This is a genomic window from Amycolatopsis sp. 2-15, assembly GCF_030285625.1.
In the GTDB taxonomy this organism is placed as follows: Bacteria; Actinomycetota; Actinomycetes; order Mycobacteriales; family Pseudonocardiaceae; genus Amycolatopsis; species Amycolatopsis carbonis.
Window position 1 is genome coordinate 935,063 of the sequence record NZ_CP127294.1, and the last position, 16,643, is coordinate 951,705.

Annotated in this window: 11 protein-coding genes; 4 read left to right on the plus strand and 7 right to left on the minus strand. The window is 70.8% G+C overall.

What is annotated here, in order from left to right; all coding sequences use genetic code 11:
• Positions 1-11: 11 nt before the first annotated feature.
• Positions 12-713 carry an SAM-dependent methyltransferase gene (locus tag QRX50_RS04600; RefSeq protein ID WP_285970724.1) on the minus strand — a complete coding sequence of 234 codons (702 nt, stop codon included), beginning with the start codon at positions 711-713 and terminating at the stop codon, positions 12-14.
• A gap of 119 nt (positions 714-832) precedes the next feature.
• Here QRX50_RS04600 and QRX50_RS50235 point away from each other — a divergent pair, with 119 nt between their 5' ends.
• The 4 genes from QRX50_RS50235 (at position 833) to QRX50_RS04620 (ending at position 7,792) form a co-directional block, all read left to right on the plus strand.
• Positions 833-2,155, plus strand: a complete 1,323-nt coding sequence (locus tag QRX50_RS50235) for a WXG100 family type VII secretion target (RefSeq protein ID WP_434533238.1) — start codon at positions 833-835, stop codon at positions 2,153-2,155.
• Between the two features lie 10 nt (positions 2,156-2,165).
• A complete protein-coding gene (locus QRX50_RS04610; RefSeq protein ID WP_285970725.1) occupies positions 2,166-2,405 on the plus strand; it encodes a DUF6531 domain-containing protein in 240 nt (79 codons plus the stop codon).
• The gene (locus QRX50_RS04615; RefSeq protein ID WP_285970726.1) at positions 2,378-6,199 is read left to right on the plus strand and encodes an RHS repeat-associated core domain-containing protein; all 3,822 of its coding nucleotides are present in this window, start codon (positions 2,378-2,380) and stop codon (positions 6,197-6,199) included. The genes QRX50_RS04610 and QRX50_RS04615 overlap by 28 nt, the downstream gene beginning before the upstream one ends.
• 141 nt (positions 6,200-6,340) lie before the next feature.
• Positions 6,341-7,792, plus strand: a complete 1,452-nt coding sequence (locus tag QRX50_RS04620) for a right-handed parallel beta-helix repeat-containing protein (protein ID WP_285970727.1) — start codon at positions 6,341-6,343, stop codon at positions 7,790-7,792.
• A 13-nt stretch (positions 7,793-7,805) separates the two neighbouring features.
• Here the strand turns inward: QRX50_RS04620 and QRX50_RS04625 are convergent, their stop codons facing one another.
• The 6 genes from QRX50_RS04625 to QRX50_RS04650 form a co-directional block, all read right to left on the minus strand.
• The gene (locus QRX50_RS04625) at positions 7,806-8,447 is read right to left on the minus strand and encodes a phosphatase PAP2 family protein (RefSeq protein ID WP_285970728.1); all 642 of its coding nucleotides are present in this window, start codon (positions 8,445-8,447) and stop codon (positions 7,806-7,808) included.
• A gap of 119 nt (positions 8,448-8,566) precedes the next feature.
• Positions 8,567-9,754: a glycosyltransferase family 4 protein gene (locus QRX50_RS04630; RefSeq protein ID WP_285970729.1), complete on the minus strand. Its 1,188-nt coding sequence runs from the start codon at positions 9,752-9,754 to the stop codon at positions 8,567-8,569.
• Positions 9,751-10,995 (minus strand): O-antigen ligase family protein, encoded by a 1,245-nt coding sequence (locus tag QRX50_RS04635; RefSeq protein ID WP_285970730.1) that lies wholly within the window; start codon positions 10,993-10,995, stop codon positions 9,751-9,753. The genes QRX50_RS04630 and QRX50_RS04635 overlap by 4 nt, the downstream gene beginning before the upstream one ends.
• A 1-nt stretch (position 10,996) precedes the next feature.
• Positions 10,997-12,520: a right-handed parallel beta-helix repeat-containing protein gene (locus QRX50_RS04640; RefSeq protein ID WP_434533239.1), complete on the minus strand. Its 1,524-nt coding sequence runs from the start codon at positions 12,518-12,520 to the stop codon at positions 10,997-10,999.
• A 21-nt stretch (positions 12,521-12,541) separates the two neighbouring features.
• Positions 12,542-14,449 carry an alginate lyase family protein gene (locus QRX50_RS04645; RefSeq protein WP_285970731.1) on the minus strand — a complete coding sequence of 636 codons (1,908 nt, stop codon included), beginning with the start codon at positions 14,447-14,449 and terminating at the stop codon, positions 12,542-12,544.
• Positions 14,449-16,638: a bi-domain-containing oxidoreductase gene (locus QRX50_RS04650; protein WP_285970732.1), complete on the minus strand. Its 2,190-nt coding sequence runs from the start codon at positions 16,636-16,638 to the stop codon at positions 14,449-14,451. Before QRX50_RS04650 ends, QRX50_RS04645 begins: the two co-directional genes overlap by 1 nt.
• Positions 16,639-16,643 lie beyond the last annotated feature (5 nt).

A 16,643-nucleotide genomic window follows, 5' to 3' on the forward strand; every position in this document is an offset into this window, starting at 1 on the left:
CAGGGCCTGAGCTACTTGACGAGCACCAGGTAGGCGAACCCGAGCACACCCCGATAGGCGCTGACGTACTCGCGTTCGCGGGTGTCGAGCCACTCGCGCGTCTCGGTGGCGCGCGGGTCGTCGGGGTTGGCCAGCAGCCACCGCAGCCGGCCGGCGCGGGCGGTGGACTCGAAGTCGTCCCACTCGCGCTGGTCGGCGGTGGACAGGTGGAGCACGCGCCAGCCCGTGTCGCGGCAGGCTTCGAGGAGGGTGGGCAGCGAGAGGACCTCGTCGCCGAAGATTCCGTGGGCGGCGGGCGTGGGTTCGGTTGACCAGCAGCCGTCGCCGTAGAGCAGGTGGTCGGTGACCCCGCCGAGGGCGGCCAGGGCCTGGCGGGTGCCGCCGAAGGCGTGGGACGCGCCGATGCAGAGCGCGCGGTCGGCGTGGCCCTGCCAGCCGGCGGCGTCCTGTTCGACGAACTCGACCCGGACGCCGCGTTGCTTCGCCGCGCGGCGGCCGCGTTCGATCGCCACTTCGTCGGTGTCCACGGCGATGCCTCGCGCGGCCGTGCCGTCGACCGCGTGGATCAGCAGCTCACCCCAGCCGGCGCCGAGGTCGACCACGGTGCCGTCGGTGACGTCGAGGCGTTCGAGCAGCAAGGCGGCGTGGGATTCGTCGAGCGGGGCGTTCCAGCGCATGGCGGAACGGCGGGAGAGCGTGAAGTCGTCGGGCACGGGCGACAGCCTCGCGGCCGGACCGCGGAGTTGTCACACGGTTTTCCTCGGCCTAAGTGATCGACATCTCGGTTGAACGGGCGGTGAACCGCCGGGGTTTCTGGCACGGTGTCTCAGTCATGAGCAACCCCTTGATCGCGCCGACGCAGGACTCGACGAAGGCGTATTCGGGCATTTCGTTGTTGGAGTCGGCGAACGACTTGTCGACGGCGATCAAGTCGGGTGACTGGGCGTCGGTGGCGATGGGGGCGGTCGGGACGGCGCTGGATGCGTTGTCGATGGCGATGGACCCGTTCGGCGCGATCCTCGCGGCCGGGGTGTCGTGGTTGATGGAACACGTCGGCCCGTTGAAGGACGCGCTCAACGGGCTCACCGGCAACGCCGACCAGATCAAGGCGCAGTCGGAGACCTGGGCGAATGTCGCCAAGGAACTGGGCAGTGTCGCCTCGGATCTGACGGACGCGGTGTCGGCGGATCTGCAGTCGTGGTCGGGATCGGCCTCCGATGCCTATCGGCAGCGGGCGCAGGATCTGAGCACGTCGTTGCAAGCCGCACAGAAGGGCTGCGAGGGCGCCTCAAGTGGCGTGAAGACCGCGGGTGAGGTCGTGGCGGCGGTCCGCACCCTGGTGCGGGACATCATCTCCGAGCTGATCGGGCATTTGATCAGCTGGGCGCTGCAGGTGATCTTCACCCTCGGGATCGGGCTGGCGTGGGTGGTGCCGCAGGTCGTGAGCGCGGTGGCCAAGACCGCCTCACAGATCACCGGGCTCGTGACGAAGCTGGTGAAGGCCCTCAAGGCGTTGGTGCCGTTGCTGAAGAAGGCCGGGACGTTGTTCGAGGACGCCGGCAAGGCGTTCAAGAGCCTCAAGGGCGGCAAGGTCGCCCCACCACCGAAGACCAAAGACCTCTCCGGCACCCCGAAAGCCCCGCCGGGCAAATCCGGCGGCGCCGACAGCGGGGGCACCAAAGCCTCGGGTTACGAGGGCACTCCCAAGGACTACACCCCGCCACCCGCATCCAAGGGCGCCGACGACGGGACACACGCGTCCGGCTACGAGGGCACCCCCAAGGACTACACCCCGCCACCCGGTTCGAAGGGCGCCGACGACGGCGGCTCCGGAGGGTCGGGGTACTCCGGCGGCCCCACGGACTACACACCACCGGCGGGCAAGGCGGGCAAATCGGGCGACGACGCGACACGCGTCCAGCGCCGGGGACCCGCCGCCGGCCAAGAGCAGCCCGCCGCCGAAGGACCCACCGCCGGTGAAGAGCGACCCGCCGCCGTTCGACCCGCCGCCGGCCGACCGCGGCGTCTCGGGTGGCGGCGCGGGCAAGAGCGGTGGTGCCAAGGACACCACCACGAAGCAGAGCTCCATCAAGGACAGCAACACCACCCCGCGCTCGAACGACACCCCGACGGCCGACCGCCTCGCCTGTGGTGACCCGATCGACGTGTCCACGGGCCGGGTCATGCTCACGCAGGAGGACGTCCGGCTGGACGCGGCGCTGCCGCTGGTCCTCTCCCGCACGCACTTGTCGTCGTACCGGATCGGGCGGGCCTTCGGCGCGTCGTGGGCCTCGACCCTCGACCAGCGGCTCGAAGCCGACGGCGACGCCGTGCACTTCGCGCCGAAGACGGCACCTTCCTCGAGTACCCGAAGCCCGTGGTCGGCGGCGAGGTGCTGCCCGTGACCGGCGCGGCGTGGCCGCTGACGCGCGCCATCGACGGCTCCTACGTGCTCACCCAGCCCGATCTCGGCCGCGCGCTGCTGTTCTCCGGCGCGACCGGGCGTCTGGTCACGGTGAGCACCATGACCGGCGACCAGCACTTCCGCCTCTCCTACGACGACGCGGGCACGCTGACCGACCTCACGCACTCGGCGGGCCACCACGTCGGTGTGACCACCGACGACGGCCGCGTCACCGAACTGACGCTGCTCAGCGGCGGCGCGCCGGTCGTTCTCGTGCGCTACGCCTACGACGAGCGCGCGAACCTGGCCGAGGTCCGCAACTCCTCGGACCTCCCGCTGCGCTTCGGTTACGACGCCGAGGGCCGGCTCGCGAGCTGGGAAGACCGCAACGGCATGTGGTACCGCTACTCCTACGACGCGCAGGGCCGCTGCGTACGCGCCGAAGGCCGCGACGGCGACCTGCGCTACAGCCTCGCGTACGAGCCGCGCCGCACCACGGCCGTCGACTCGCTCGGCGCCACCACGGTGTTCGACCTCAACGACGCGTTCCAGGTCGTCGCGGTCACCGACCCGCTCGGCTTCACCACGCGCATGGAATGGGACGACCGCGACCGGCTGCTCTCGAGCACCGACGCGCTGGGCGCCACCACCCGCAACCACTACGACGAGGCCGGCGACCTCGTGGAGATCGTCGCCGCCGACGGCTCCCGCACCACCGCCGAGTACGACGACGAGCACCGCCCGGTGAAGGTCGTCGAGGCCGACGGCGCGGTGTGGCTGCGGGAATACACGGAGGACGGTGACGTCGCGGCGGCCGTCGACCCGCTCGGCGCCCGCACGCGCTTCGAGTACGTGCGACCGGGGCTGCCCGCCACCGTCACCGGGCCGCTCGGCGAGGTGACCCGCTACGAGTACGACGCCGCGGGGCTCCCGGTCGCGGTGACCGACGCCGTCGGCGCGACACAGCGCACGGTGTTCGACCGCTTCGGCCGGCCCGCCGCCGAAACCACCGCGCTGGGCGCGGTCACGCGCACCGCGTGGACCGTCGAGGGCGAGCGGCTGAACGTCACGCGCCCGGACGGCACGAGCGTGTCCTACCGCCACGACGGCGAAGGCAACCTCCGCGAAACCCGCGAAGCCACCACCGTCTCGCGCACGGAGTACTCCGGGTTCGACCGGCCCGTCGCGATGACCGCGGTCGACGGCTCGCGCGTGGAACTGAGCTACGACACCGAAACCCGCGTCACGGGCGTGCGCAACGAGCTGGGCGCGCAGTGGCGCTACGAGTACGACGCCGCCGGGCGGCTCGCCGCCGACACCGACTACGACGGCCGCCGCCGCGCCTTCCGCTACGACGCCGCGGGCCGGCTGGTCGAGCAGACCTCGGCCGGCGGCCGGGTGCTGCGCTTCGGCTACGACGCGCTGGGCCGGATCGTGCGGCTCGACGCCGACGGCGTCGTCGCCACCTACGAGTACGACGCCGCCGGCCGGCTCGTCCGGGCCGTCAACGAGGACGCGGACCTGCGCCGCACCTACGACCAGGCCGGCCGGCTGGTCGAGGAGTCGGTGAACGGCCGCGTGCTGTCGTCCGCTTTCGACGCTTCGGGCCGGCGCACCTCGCGCACGACGCCGACCGGCGCCCGCGCCGAATGGCGCCACGACGCCGCGGGCCGGCCGATCGCGCTGCTCACCGCGGGCCGCGAGCTCACCTTCGTGCGTGACCTCGAAGGCCGCGAGGTCGAGCGACGGCTGGGGAACGTGCAGCTGCGCCAGGCGTGGGACGCCCGCGACCGGCTCGTCATGCAGACCCTCGCCGACGGGCGGCCGCTGCAGCAGCGCTCGCTGCACTACCGCCACGACGACACCGTGACCGCGGTCGACGACGCCCTGGCCGGGCGGCGGCAGCTGCGGCTGGACCCGATCGGCCGTCCGCTGGCCGTCGAGGGCCCGGCGAGCCGCGAGGCCTACGGCTACGACGCGGCGGGCAACCTCCTGCAGCCGGGAAACCGCGTTTACGCCGGCAGCCTGCTCAAGCGCGACGACACCGCGGAGTACGAGTACGACCCGGACGGCAAGCTCGTGCTGCGCCGGACCGCAGATCATTCGGAATGGCGATACGAGTGGGACGGTCACGAGCGGCTCGTCGCCGTGCACACCACGGCCGGCCACCACTGGCGCTACCGCTACGACGCACTCGGCCGCCGCGTCGCCAAGGAACTCCTCGACGCCGCCGGCGCCCTGCGCACCCGCACCGAGTTCACCTGGGACGGTGAGCAGCTCGCCGAGCAGGTCACCGACGGCGTGCGCGCGCTCGTCTGGCACACCGAACCCGGCGGCGGCCGCGTGCTCACGCAGACCGAACGCGTGCTGCACCAGGCGAGCGGCGAATGGCGCGACCACAGCCTGCGCGGCGTGGTCACCGACCTCGCCGGCGCCCCGACCGAGCTGCTCGACGCCGAGCAGGGCCTGGTCTGGCACGGCACGCTCACCGTGTGGGGCGCCGCGACCGGTCCGATGCCGACGCCGCTGCGCTTCGCCGGGCAGTACCACGACGACGAAACGGGCCTGCACTACAACTTCCACCGCTACTACGACCCGAACGCGGCCCGCTACCTCAGCCCCGACCCGTCGGGCCTGAGCCCGGCGACGAACCCGTACGCCTACGTCGCCGACCCGGTCGGCTGGACCGACCCGCTCGGGCTGGCGCCGTGCAAGCTGTCGTTCGACCAGGCGCACAGCACCCCGGACGGGCCCTCGCTGAACCTGCGCGGACCACGCAAGTCGGACAAGACGGGCCGGACGCCGAACAAGATCCGCGACGAGGACAAGTTCAACGACATCGCGCAGACGGCCGGCGTGCCGAACCCGCACAAGCAGCGCCTGACGCTCAACGGCGACGCCCAGACGATGGTGGAGAACAACCGCGGGCTTGGCGGGAAGCTGCACCAGCACGCGCGTGATGAAGGTCTGGTCAACCCGGTGTCCAAGGACCGCCAGGCCGTCGAGGCGCTGGGCCGCAACGACCCCGACACAAAAGACTTCTGGGCGCAGCAGGACCGCCGCGACCAGCACACCGCGAACCAGGTGGTCGAGAACAACAAGCAGGGCCACAACGATCTCGGCCGCGACCAGGAAGTGGACGACCGGCTGCGGCCCGTCATGGACAAGCACGAGGCCACCGGCTCGTTGCTGGACAAGTACGACGGTGTGGTCGTCGGCGGCAGGCACGACGGCAAGCACCCGGGCCTGGAGATGATGCGCGACAACATGGGCGACCTGAAGAACAACGGCGTCAACAAGGTCTACCTGGAAAGCCTGCGCGACGACGCGCACAACGGCATGGTCAAGGACTACTTGAACTCGCCGCCAGGCAGCGAGATGCACCCGGATTTGAAGAAGTACCTCGACTCCAGCCCGAACGGCAAGCTGGTGGGCCAGGTCATCGACTCGGCGAAAAAGGAGGGCGTCGACGTGATCGGCATCGGCGGCAACCCCGCCCGGCGCGACCTCGACGGCACCGCCGGGCTCTTCCAGCGCCACGCGATGTTCAACTCCTACGGCGCCGAGTCGGTGGCGCACCACCAGGCGGCCAACCCGGGCAAGTACGTGATGGAGATCGGCGAGGCGCACGGCAAACCGCACACGTGGAACGGGGCCGCACCGGTCAAAGTCGGTGGCGTCGACCTGCCGCCGAGGTCGGCGGGGATCGGCGACCTGCTCGGCGTGCCGCAGGTGAAAGGCGACGGCCCGGGTGGCACGCTGCAGCGGATCGACGGTTCGACCGACCTGAGCTGATCAGTCCACTTCGGAAATGGTCCACTAAGTGCGCAACTTCGCGGAAATGTGTTGTCGGGCAAGGAAGATTCACTCGTCGGGGCAGTCGGCGAACCCCATCAGGGAAGTTACGGGGGTACCGGCGGACCGTAGCGTTGGGCCATGGGTAGATCCGTGGCCGTCGTGGTGGGGCTCGTATTACTGACGAGCGGCCTTTCTGGAGCGACGGCCTCGGCCGGGACCGCCGCGGTGTGCGGCACGACGGTGACGGAGTACGCGTCGGCGCCATCGGGGGCCGTGGTGGTGGATCCGGCGCACGACAGCGAGCTCGCGCAGCGCACGTCGGACAGCCCGGCCGGCACCACGTTCTGGCTCAAGCCCGGCACGCACACGCTCGGCACCGACGCGTTCGGCCAGGTCCAGCCCAAGGACGGCGACACCTACCTCGGCGCGCCGGGCGCGATCCTCGACGGCCGCGGCGTCAACCAGGCGGCGTTCACCGGGCAGGCCAAGGACGTGACGATCCGCGGCCTCACCGTGCGGGGCTTCGCCGCGCCGCAGGACCAGGGTGTGGTCAACCACGACTCCGGCACGCACTGGGTGATCGAGGACAGCACCATCGAGGACAACCGCGGCGCCGCGTTGATGGCCGGCGACCGGCAGGAGGTCCGGCGCAGCTGCCTGAAGGACAACGGCCAGTACGGCATGAACGCCTACCGCGCCGGCGACGGCATCACCGGGCTCGTGCTGGAGGGCAACGAGATCACCGGCAACAACACCGACGACTGGGAGACCAAGTCCCCGGGCTGCGGCTGCAGCGGCGGGGTGAAGTTCTGGGCCGTGAATGGCGCCGACGTCACCGGCAACTGGGTCCACGGCAACCACGGCCCCGGCCTGTGGGCCGACACGAACGACAACGACTTCCTCTTGCGGGACAACGTGATCGAGGACAACGACGCCGAGGCGCTGTCCTACGAGATCAGCCACAACCTCACCGTCAGCGACAACGTGTTCCGCCGCAACGGCCTCGTCGCCGGCCGCGCCCGCGCCGCCAAGGACGACAACTTCCCCGTCGCCACCATCTACCTCTCCGAGTCCGGCGGCGAACCCCGCCTCGGCGCGCGCACGCACCAGATCGACATCGGCGGCAACACCTTCGAGGACAACTGGGGCGGCGTCGCCCTGTGGGAGAACGCCGACCGCTACTGCAACAGCCCGGCCAACACGTCCACGGGCTACTGCACGCCGTTCGCCACGAAGACCCAGTGCACCGCGCCGGGCATCACGCAGAAGCCGCTGTACGACGACTGCCGCTGGAAAACGCAGAACGTGACCGTGCACGACAACACGTTCACCTTCGACCCGGCACACCTGGGCTGCACGCAGTTCTGCGGCCGCATGGCGGTGCTGTCCAACTACGGCAGCTACCCCGACTGGTCCCCGTACAAGGGCGACGTGGTGCAGCAGGCCATCACCTTCGGCCAGAACAACCACTTCAGCGACAACACGTACTCGGGGCCGTGGACGTTCGTCGCCCATGACACCAGCCGGGTGCTCACGCCGGAGCAGTGGCAGGCGGGGCCGTACGGGCAGGATCAGGGCAGCAAGTTCTAGGCGGGCGCGACAGCTAGAGCCGGGTGGCGATCTTGTCGATGGCGAACGCCGTGGCCGGCATGACGACGAGCGCCGCGGCGAAGCCGCCGATGGTGTCGGTCGGGTAGTGGGCGCCGAGGCCGACTTCGGCCCAGGCCATCACCGCGCCGCACACCAGGGCCAGCCCGAACGTCCACGCGAGAGCGGCGGCGCGGCCCAGGCGGTCGGCCAGGACGAAGCCGGCGATCAATGCCAGCGCCGTCGCGAAGGCGGTGTGGCCGCTCGGGTAGGACAGGAAGTGGCCGTGGATGGTGCGGCCGGTGATGGGCTTGAGCAGCGACGTCACCGCGACCGTGAGGCCAGAGCCGACCAGGATGAGCACGGCCGTGCGGGAGCGGCGGGCGAGCAGCGCGCCGCCGGTGACGATCACGATCACGATCGCCGAGCCCACCGGCTCCCCGACGAAGTCGACGGCGGTGGCGAGGTACCACCACGGGTCGGGCAGCAAGTCGGGGCCGGGCAGCAGCGGCACGTCGAACGCCGTCGGCTCCGACTTCCCCGCGAACAGCACGGCGAGCACCACCAGCACCACGAGCCCGAGCCCGGCCACCACGAACGACGGCGTACGCACTGAGACCGGCAACGCGGGCGGTGCGGTGCGGACGGCGGATCTCATCGAGCGGATCTCAGCAGCGTGGGATTCCTCATCGAGCCGAATGCCCTCTCACCCGCGGAACTCGTCGATCCGACCACAGCCGGCAACTCCATCGAACCCGAACCGCCGTCATTTCGGCGTCAAGCGGTGCGATGGGCGGCGATCGCGGCTTCGTAGCCCTCGACCAACCGGCGGAGGCCGACTTCCGGGGTGAAGTCCTCGTCGTAGCGTTGGCGGGCGGCCTCGCCCATCTTGCGGTTGCGTTCGGGGTCCGCGACGACATCGCGCAGCGCGTCGGCCAAGGCCACGGCGGAACCCGGCTCGTGCAGCAGGCCCGTGACGCCGTCGGAGATCAGTTCCGGGAAAGCGCCGTGGGCGGGGGCAACGGTGGGCACGCCGGCGGCCATGGCCTCGACCACGACGAGGCCGAACGCCTCCAGCCACGCCGAAGGGGCGACCACCGCCGCAGCCGAAGCCGTCAGCGCCTGGCACGCCGCCTTGTCCTGCAGGCCCACATACGAGACGTCCGTGCGCGAAGCGGCCCAAGCATCGACCTCGTCCGAAAGCGGCCCGGTGCCCGCGATCACCAGCGGCAGGCCGAGCGAACCGCCGAGCCGGTCCCAAGCCGCCATCAGCAGCGGCACGCCCTTCTCCTCCGTCAGCCGGCCGAGGAACAGCACGTGGGCACCGTCGCCCACCCGCCGCACGCCCGGGTCGGTCACGAAGTTGTGCTTCACCGTCATCCGCGAAGCCGGCATTCCCGCGTCCACCAGCAAGCGCCGCTGGGCATCGGAGATGCAGAAGAAGCGCGTCACGGATGAACGCCACCGGGAGCGGTTCAGCAGGAGGTTCGCGGCCATCGGCACCGTCGCCGCGGCCGAACCCCGGTAACACCCGTGCTTCACCGCGGGAACGGGCGCGCCGCCCACGCAGTCCGTGCAGATCCGCCCGTCGCGGTAGAGCGTGCCGGGCGGGCAGACCATGCCGTAGTTGTGCAGCGTCGCCACGACCGGCACTCGCGCGTCCGCACAAGCCGCCAGCACCGAGGGCGACAGCAGCGGGAACGTGTTGTGGATGTGCACCACGTCCGGCCGCTCGACCTGCAACCGAGCCGTCAGCTCAGCTCGCGCCGCCCGGTTCCACGGCACCCGCCCCGGCACCAAAGCCTTGCGCGGCAACGACATGGCCGCGATGTCGTCACTCCGCCGCTCGAACAACGACACGCGAACGCCGCCGGCGGCCAGCAAGGCCGTCTCCGCGTCGACCACGTTGTTCTCCCCGCTCGGCTGCTCCGAGCGGTAGCGGTTGTGGACCACGAGCACCTTCATGCGGGCTGCCCCCTCGGAATGAACTCTTCGTCGGCAGCGGGCCGCACTGTGCCCTGGGCCAGCAGCGACGCGGCCAGCGCCAGGTGCAGCAGGTACGGCGACGCGTCACCGAGCCCGGCCTCGGTGTAGGACGCGGCAACGCAGTACGTGATCAGGAAGATCGCACACGCGCGCGCCAGCGACGGGGGCCGCAGCACCGCCACAGCGATCAGCACCACCAGGAACGCCGCGACGATCGCGATGCCCGTGAACCCCTGCTCGTGGTACACGGCGAGCCAGCTGTTGTCGATCGGCAAGCCGTCGTAGGACTTGTCGGTGAGCCCGACGCCGAAGATGTACTCGTTGACCGTGCGCGGCGCGGCCAGCAGCGCGTCCCACACCTTCGCGCGGCCGGTGAGGCTGGAGAAGTTTTCCTCGCTCTGCCCGCGCAGGAACCACGCTTGCAGCAGCCCGCCGAGCACCACCACGGCGAAGCCCGCCACCAGCACGAACGTGGTGAACACCTTGCGAGCACGGGCGTTCGTCATGGCCAGCGACAGCAGCGCGACCACAAGCCCGGCCACGAGACCCAGCGTCGCCGTGCGCGTGTGCGAGAGCAGGAGCAGCCCGAGCGAGGGCACGATCACGATCAACGCGCTCGTCATCGTCGTGCGCTTGCCGAGCCACAGCAGTGCCGCCAGGCCCGCGATCACGGCCGCGTACTGCCCGACCTGCGGCGGCGTCAGCGGCCACACCGCGCCCGCGAGCCGGCCGCCGTAGCTCTCCGGCATGGCCTTGCCCGGGGCGATCACGAGCCCGATCGCCACCGACACCAGCACGGCGCTGAACATCTTGATGTGGTGGCGCACGAACGTGAACGACCCGTTCCACCAGCGCGTGAGCAGCCACAACGTCGCGAGGAACACCCCGAACCGGAAGCACCGGAACAGCGACCCGAACCCGGCCTCCAGGTGCAGGCTCGCGACGGTGCTCGAGACCAGCAGCAGCGTGAGCAGCAGCAGGTATGCGCTCGGCCGGATCCGCAGTCGCGGGTTCAGCGCCAGCGCGATCACGAACGCGGTCATCAGCGCGCCCATGGTCACGAGCTGGCTCACCGCGCGCGGCAGCGGGATCACGGTCTCCGCGCCGGTCGAGCCGAGCGTGTTGAGGATCAGCAGCGCCCACGCGGCGCCGACGAGCTTCGGGGTCCGCTCGCCCGTCTCAGCCGGTGTCGGCTGCCGGATGTCGGCCAGTATCGCCATGTCACCCTCCCCCGCCGCGCTCATACGTCGTGCGCGCGTCCTGGTTGTACGGCGCGCCCTCCCACTCGCCGATGTCGAGGACGTGGCTCATGTCGGTGGCGATGAACGTCCACGGCCCCACATACGCGTTGTCGTGCCAGCTGTTGCCCTGCTTGAAAGTGATGGCGTTCTGCACCACGTCACCCTTGTACGGCGACCAGTCCGGGTAGGTGCCGAAGTTCGACAGCAGGCCCATGCGCCCGCACGTCTCCTCGCAGCCGATCGCCGAGGGCTGCAGCGTGAAGCGGTTGTCGTGCACGTCCACGCGCTGGGTTTTCCAGCGGCAGTCGTCGTACAGCGGCTTCTGCGCGATCGCCGGCGCCGCGCATTTCGCGGTGTCGGGCACGAGCTTCGTGCAGACGCCGCTGGAGGTGTTGGCCGGGCTGTTGCAGAAGCGGTCGGCGTTCTCCCACAGGGTGATGCCGTTCCAGTTGTTCTCGAACACGTTGCCGTAGATCTCGAGCTTCGACGTGCGGGCCTTCACCCGCGGCTCGCCACCGGACTCGGAGATGTAGATCGTCGCGGTCGGGAACGAGTCGCCACGGTCGGCGTAGTCGCGGCCGTCCACGAGGTTGTTGCGCCGGATCGTGTTGTTCCGGATCACGGCGTTGTAGCTGGTCTCGTAGATGATCGCCGCGCTGTCGTTGTTCTCGATGAGGTTGCCCTCGATGAGGAAGTCGTTGTCATTCGTGTCGGCCCACAGGCCGGTGCCGCGGTTGTCGTGCACCCAGTTGCCGGTCACGTCGGCGCCGTTGACGGCCCAGAACTTGATGCCGCCGGTGCAGCCGCAGCCGTCGACCTTCTTCTCCCAGTCACCGGTGTTGTTGCCCGTGATCTCGTTGCCGCGCACCACCAGCCCGGTGATGTCGTCGCCGGCGGAGAAGGCGTTCATGCCGTACTGGCCGTTGCGGCGCAGGCAGCTGTCGAGCACCTGCTGCTTGTTGCCCGCCATCAGGGCCGCGCCGTCGTTGTCCTGCAGCGTGGCGTGCTGGACCACCCAGCCGTCGCCGGAGTCGTGGTTCACCACGCCCTCGTCGCGCGGCGCGACGAAGTTCTGCACGGTGAGGTTGCTGATCTTCACGTTCTTGGCGTGGCCGGTGAACGCGTACTGGTTGAGCTTGCGCCCGTCGAGCACCGCGCCCGGGCCGCCGATGAAAACGTCGCCATCCTCGGGCTGGACCTGGTCGAACCGGTCGTCACCGAGGTGGTGGCTGCCCGGCGCGAGCCAGAACGTGGTGCCGGCCGCGGCGCCCCGGACTTTCGCGGCGAAGTCGTCGGTCACGGCCACCGCCACCGCACCCGCGGGGGCGGTGGCGGGTCCGGGCGGCATCTTGTCGCACACCGCCGCCACCGGCCCGGACGGCGCCCCCGACGTCGCCGCGGTCTGGCTCGACGCGGCGTCGTCGTCGGGCGCGCTTGTGCACCCGGCGAGGACGAGCGGGCACAGCAGACCCAGGAACAGCAAAAGCCTGCTGGTCGATCGCACCGGGTGGATCCTCTCGATCGGTCAGAAACTCAACGTGGTGGTCAAGGGTTCCGCGGCGGTACCGGCGCCGAGCAGCGTGGTCGACGGTTCGCGCCGGCCGAAACCGGCGGAGTACCAGCCGAGCGGCGGGCTCGTCTCGCCGCGGTGCGCGGTCCAGCTCAACGCCGGCGGCAGCGCCAGCGTCGCCGTGTGGCCGGGCCAGCTCAGCCGCGCCGTGCTGCCGTCGAGGGTGACCTCGACGAGCGGACCGAGGTGGAAGGCGAGCTGCGCCGGCAGCGTCAGGTCGCCGTCGACCTCGTCGAGGATCGTCAGCGTCCGGTCCGCCAGCTCCACGCAACGGCGGTGCACGGCCGGCGCGTAGCCGTCGTGCTCGGCGCGCCAGCGCACCGGGCCCACGGCCAGCGTGCGGGTCTGCGCGTGCCGGGTCCACAGGAACGGCCCGCCCGACGCCGAGGAGTCGGTGCCGCCGAGCTGCAACGTGTTGTGGCCGAGCGTCGAGCGGAAGTAGGAGCGCCACTCGGGTTCGCCGTGGTAGCAGTACGTGCCCGGGTCGGCGAGGATGTCGACGCCGTCGTGGCGGACCTCCAGCGCCAGCGCGTCCGCGTGGGCGTGGGCGGCGATGGCGAGGAAGCCATGGGGGCCACCGTCGCAGCGGACCCAGATCTCCTCGGACTCCTGCGCCGGGGTCCGCAGGATGGTCATGCCGGCGTCGAAGAGGTCGTCGATCCGCCGAGGGGGTCGCGGATCGGTGAGCTCTGCCGAGGAGCCACTGCCGCCGCCGAGCGAAGCGAACAGCGCGGTGCGCACGTCACCGCCCGGCACCTTCGGCCACCACTCCTGCCGGCCGAACAACGCGTCGCCGGTGGCCAGCAGCGAGGCCCAGCGGCTGGTGCCGGTGCCGTCGACGATCAGGCCGTAGCCGTCGTCGGCGTCGCCCTGCCGCGGCGGCCGCAAGTGGGAGTCCACAATGGACGCCAGCGCGTCACACATCCGCCGGAGCACGAGCCAGGTGGACGTCGGCACCAGCGGCCCGGCCTCCAGCGCGGCCGCGAGACCCAGTTCGAGCACCAGGCCGTGGTACTCGGTGGCCAGCTCGCGGTTGAGCCCGGACGCGAACGTGTTGGCCTGCAGCTGCGTGTCCAGCGACTTCAGCGCGGCGTCGCGCCAGGCGGGCGACTCCGGGAACCAGCCGAACGCGCACGCGGCCGCCAACTGCCCGGCGTCCTCGGCGATCACGTGGTTGTTGGCCGACGAGCCGCGGCTCGGGAACGCCGCCAGCCAGCGCTGGTGGTGCCAGATCTGGTGCAGCGCCTCGGGATTGTCCTCGAACAGGCCGGGCGCGCCCGCCCAGCCGTCGAGCAGGCGGCGCACCCACACCCACGACAGCAGGCGGACGCCGAGCTCGATGCCGCTCACCCAGTGCACGCCACGCATCGGCGGGTTGGCCGCCCACCAGGACTTCAGGTGGTCGGCCACGCGGTGGGCGTAGCGGTCTTCGCCGGTGAGCGCGTACGCGGCGGCCAGCACGGTGAGGTGCTGGTGGCGCGAGGGCTCCCAGATCTGCTTGATGTCGCCGACCGCGTCTTCGCTGCGGTAGGCGATGTCGAAGGAGTACGCGTCGGCCGGCGCGCGGCGACCGGTCTTCGGGTCGAACGACCAGTCCGGCGTCACGAGGTCAGCGCGTGCCACGCCGAAGTACTCGGCGTGGCCGTCCATCAGCCGCTCGGCCGTGGCCAGCAGCTCCGCGCGGGCCTCGGCCGACACCCCGTCGACGCTCGCCGGCCCGGCGAACGCGCGGTGCGACAGCCACGTGGCCTTCTGCTTCGCGACCCCACGCCACTGCTGCTTGCGCAGCACGTCCGTGGCGCGCCCGGCGACCTCGGCCGGGCTCATGGCCGAAAGTCTTCGCAGGTACCAGGCGGGATCCATCAGCCGAGCACCTCTTTCGGCTCCAGCCGCACCGGCGCGCCGGTCTCGAGGCTGCGGTTCACGGCGAGCGTGGCCAGCGTCGTGTTCACCAGCGACTCGACGCCGATCGGCATCGCGACGCCGGTGGTCAGCGCCGTGACGAACGCGTCGATCTCGGCCTTCTGGCCCTTGTCGCGGCCCTTCGGGATGCGCGAGCTGGCCCAGCGCTTCTTGCCGTACACGCTGGCGCGGGCGAAGTCGTCGAACTTCAGCACCTTGCCGTCGGCCAGCACCTCCAGCGTCTCCTTCTGGAACGCCGTGGAGCCGCTGGTCACGTAGCTGATGGCCGCGGTGGACCCGTCGGCGTAGCGCAGCAGCACCTGCAGGTCGTCGTTGCCCGGCGTCGCGGTGGCGTAGACGGAGATCGGGTCGCTGCCGAGGAACCAGCTCACCGTGTCGATGAAGTGGCCGCCCTCGCCGACGAACCGGGAGCCCTCGGAGTCGGCCTGGTTGTACCAGCTGTTGGACTCCAGGCGGCCCGCGTTCACGAGGTACCGCACCGACGCCGGGCCCAACCGGGGGCCGAACTGCACCTTGGCCTCGTTGAGCAGCGGCGCGAATCGGCGGTTGAAGCCCACCTGAAGCCGGTTGTTGCCCGACTCCTCGATGGCCTCGACGATTCCGCGCAGCTCCTTCTCCGACAGCGCCAGCGGCTTCTCCACGAACACGGCCTTGCCCGCCAGCAGCGCGCGCCGCGTGAGCTCCGCGTGGGAGCTGTGGCGCGTCACCACGAACAGGGTGTCCACGGACTCGTCGGCGAGCAGCGCGTCGAGGTCCGTGGTGGCGCGAGCGAAACCGAACTTGCGCTTGGCGTTGGCGCCCGAGAGCGCCGACGTGGTGACCACTTCGGACAGTGCCACGCGGTCGTGGACCACCAGGTGCGGCAGCAGCATCGACGACGCGTAGTTGCCGGCTCCCACGAACCCGACGCGCAGGCGCCCGCGCGGGGTCGCCCGCGTGGTCAACGCGGCCGGCGGCGCGACCGACGAAACCACCGGTTCGGCCCCACCCTCCGGACCGGCCGGGTACTGGAACAGCACCGCGACGGCCTTGAGCTCACCGTCCTGCAGCGACTTGTACGTCTCCACGGCCGTCGAGAAGTCGGCGGTGTGCGTGATCAGCGGCTCGACGTCGAGCTTGTCGCGCGCGGCCAGGTCGAGGAAGCACTCGATGTTGCGGCGCTCGGTCCAGCGCACGTAACCGATCGGGTAGTCGCGGCCTTCGAGCTCGTACTCCGGGTCGTAGCGGCCCGGCCCGTACGAACGCGAGAAGCGAACGTCGAGCTCCTTCTCGTAGTAGGCGTTCCACGGCAGGTTGAGCGAGATCTTGCCGATGTCGACCACGCGGCCGCGGTCGCGCGCGAGCCGCGCGGCCAGCTCCACCGGGTCGTTCGAGGCACCGCCCGCGGCCAGGTAGACCTGGTCCACGCCGTGGCCGCCGGACAGCTCCGCGACGGCGTTGTCGACCGTGCCCGAACCCGGGTGCGCGCAGGTCAGCGCGCCGAGCCGCTCGGCCAGCTCGCACCGCGACGGGTCCGGGTCCACCCCGACCACGCGCACGCCGGAGGCGACCAGCAACTGCACCACGAGCTGCCCGATCAGGCCGAGCCCGATCACCAGAGCCAAATCGCCCAGCTGCGGCTCACCGCGGCGCACGCCCTGCATCGCGATCGAGCCGACCGTGCCGAACGCCGCGTGCCGCGGTTCGAGGCCGGCGGGCACGCGGGCGTAGAGGTTCTTGGGCACCCAGTTGAGCTCGGAGTGCAGCGCGTGCTCGTTGCCGGCGCACGCGACGAGATCTCCAACGGCGACGTCGCCTGCGCCATCCAACCCCGAACCGACCTCCACGACCACGCCGGACAGCGAGTAGCCGAGCGGGGTGTAGGAGTCGAGCTTGCTGGTGACCTTGCGGTAGGTGGCGGAGAGGCCGTTGGTGGCGACGCTCTGCATCACCTTCGCGACCTGGTCCGGCCGCGAACGCGCCTTGCCGATCATCGACATGCTCGCCTCGGACACCTTCATCATCTCGGTGCCGGTCGAGATCAGCGAGTACACCGTGCGCACGAGCACGCCACCCGGCTTGCACGCCGGGACCGGGACGTCGAGAAGGGCCAGCTCCCCGCTCTTGTAGTTCTGCACTACCTGCTTCACAGCAC